The following is a 2,707-nucleotide window of genomic DNA, read 5'->3' as shown; positions in this document are numbered from 1 at the left end:
TCGAGCAGACCCTGGAGCGTCCGTTGCGTCCGGGCGAAGTCTCGCTCGACGAGCTCGAGCGCGCCTTCCGCGAGACCGCAATCGAAGCGCCGGTGCCTGCGCCTATTGTCAAGGCTGCGCCCGCGCCGGCGCTTGAGGCTCCGGCGCCTGCGGCCGCTGCAAAACCCGCCGCCAAGGACAAGCCGGCGCCGAAGAGGTCGCTGGCCGACGAGGGCGCCTCCGAAGGCGACCGCATCGCCAACCAGTCGATCCGCGTCAACGTGGATACGCTGGAGCACCTGATGACCATGGTCTCCGAGCTGGTCTTGACCCGCAACCAGCTTTTGGAGATCTCCCGCCGCAACGAGGACACCGAGTTCAAGGTGCCGTTGCAGCGCCTCTCCAACGTCACCGCCGAGCTGCAGGAGGGCGTCATGAAGACGCGCATGCAGCCGATCGGCAATGCCTGGCAGAAGCTGCCCCGCATCGTCCGCGACCTCTCGAGCGAACTCGGCAAGCAGATCGAGTTGGAGATGCACGGCGCCGATACCGAGCTCGACCGTCAGGTGCTCGATTTGATCAAGGACCCGCTCACCCATATGGTGCGCAACTCCGCCGATCATGGCCTCGAGACCCCCGCCGAGCGCTTGGCCGCCGGCAAGGGCGAGCAGGGCACCATTCGGCTGTCCGCCTATCACGAGGGCGGCCACATCATCATCTGCATCGCCGACAACGGCCGCGGCCTCAACACCGACAAGATCAAGGCCAAGGCGATCTCTAGCGGGCTGGTCACCGAGGCCGAGCTCGAGAAGATGAGCGAAGCCCAGATCCACAAGTTCATCTTCGCGCCGGGCTTCTCGACCGCGGCCGCCATCACCTCGGTCTCCGGCCGCGGCGTCGGCATGGACGTGGTGCGCACCAACATCGACCAGATCGGCGGCACCATCGACATCAAGAGCGTGGCCGGCGAAGGCTCCTCCGTCACCATCAAGATCCCGCTGACCTTGGCGATCGTCTCGGCCCTGATCGTCGAGGCCGCCGGCGACCGCTTTGCCATCCCGCAGCTCTCGGTGGTCGAGCTGGTGCGCGCCCGCGCCAATTCCGAGCACCGCATCGAGCGCATCAAGGACACCGCGGTGCTCAGATTGCGCAACAAGCTGCTGCCGCTGATCCATCTGAAGAAGCTCTTGAAGATCGACGACGGCGCCGCATCCGATCCCGAGAACGGTTTTATCGTGGTCACCCAAGTCGGCAGCCAGACCTTCGGCATCGTCGTCGACGGCGTGTTCCACACCGAAGAGATCGTGGTCAAGCCGATGTCGACCAAGCTGCGTCACATCGACATGTTCTCGGGCAACACCATCCTGGGCGATGGCGCCGTCATCATGATCATCGATCCCAACGGCATTGCCAAGGCGCTCGGCGCCGCCGGCTCCTCGGCCCATGACATGGCCGACGAGAACGGGGCGCATCACATCGGCGCGGGCGAGCAGACCACCTCGCTGCTGGTGTTCCGCGCCGGCTCGTCCCAGCCCAAGGCGGTCCCGCTCGGGCTCGTCACCCGCCTCGAGGAGCTGCCCGCCGACAAGATCGAGTTCAGCAACGGCCGCTACATGGTGCAGTACCGCGAGCAGCTGATGCCGCTGGTCGCCATGGAGGGCGTCACCGTTGCGAGCCAGGGTGCCCAACCGATCCTGGTGTTCGCCGACGACGGCCGCGCCATGGGCCTCGTCGTCGACGAGATCATCGACATCGTCGAGGAACGGCTCAATATCGAGGTCGGCGGCTCCTCCTCGGGCATTCTGGGCTCGGCCGTGATCAAGGGCCAGGCCACCGAGGTGATCGACGTCGGCCACTTCCTGCCGATGGCGTTCGCCGACTGGTTCACCCGCAAGGAGATGAAGCCGTCGCTGCATTCGCAGTCGGTGCTGCTGGTCGACGATTCCGCGTTCTTCCGCAACATGCTGGCGCCGGTGCTCAAAGCCGCCGGTTACCGCGTCCGCACCGCGCCAACCGCGCAGGAGGGCCTGGCCGCGCTGCGCGCCCAGAGCTTTGACGTGGTGCTGACCGACATCGAGATGCCCGACATGAACGGGTTCGAGTTCGCCGAAGTGATCCGCTCCGACAGCAATCTGGGCGCGATGCCGATCATCGGCCTGTCGGCGCTGGTGTCGCCGGCGGCGATCGAGCGCGGCCGGCAGGCCGGCTTCCACGACTATGTCGCCAAGTTCGACCGTCCCGGTCTGATCGCGGCGCTGAAGGAGCAGACCGCGGGCGCCGCCGGCGCCTCCGAGCTGAGCCGGGCAGCGGCGGCCTAACCCAGGATCAGGAGACCAGCGATGAGCAAGACCCAGTCCAGCGAAGGCGCCATGGTCGAATACGTCACCGCGATGATCGGCGGCCAGCTGTTCGGCCTGCCGATCTCCCGCGTCCAGGACGTGTTCATGCCCGAGCGCGTCACCCGTGTGCCGCTGTCCTCGGGCGAGATCGCGGGCGTGCTGAACCTGCGCGGCCGCATCGTCACCGTGGTCGACATGCGCGCCCGCCTCGGCCTGCCCAAGGCCGAAGACGGCAAGGTGCCGATGGCGGTCGGCGTCGACCTGCGCGGCGAATCCTACGGCCTGCTCATCGACCAGATCGGCGAGGTGCTGCGCCTGCCCGAGGACGGCAAGGAAGACAACCCCGTCAACCTCGACCCCCGCATGGCCAAGCTCGCCGGCGGCGTCCA

At 67.0% G+C, this 2,707-nt stretch carries 2 protein-coding genes; both read left to right on the top strand.

Annotated features, from left to right (window positions below; all coding sequences use genetic code 11):
• Positions 1–2,297, top strand: a 2,297-nt coding sequence (locus tag IVA96_RS02215; RefSeq protein WP_247415223.1) for a hybrid sensor histidine kinase/response regulator, incomplete at its 5' end; no start/stop codon positions are given.
• A 21-nt stretch (positions 2,298–2,318) separates the two neighbouring features.
• The coding region (locus tag IVA96_RS02210; RefSeq protein ID WP_247415222.1) for a chemotaxis protein CheW at positions 2,319–2,707 on the top strand (389 nt) is incomplete at its 3' end.

The sequence above is a fragment of the Bradyrhizobium sp. 159 genome (assembly GCF_023073795.1).
Lineage (GTDB): Bacteria > Pseudomonadota > Alphaproteobacteria > Rhizobiales > Xanthobacteraceae > Bradyrhizobium.
Note: the sequence above shows the minus strand (reverse complement) of the source record. Positions and strands in the feature narration are given on the sequence as shown.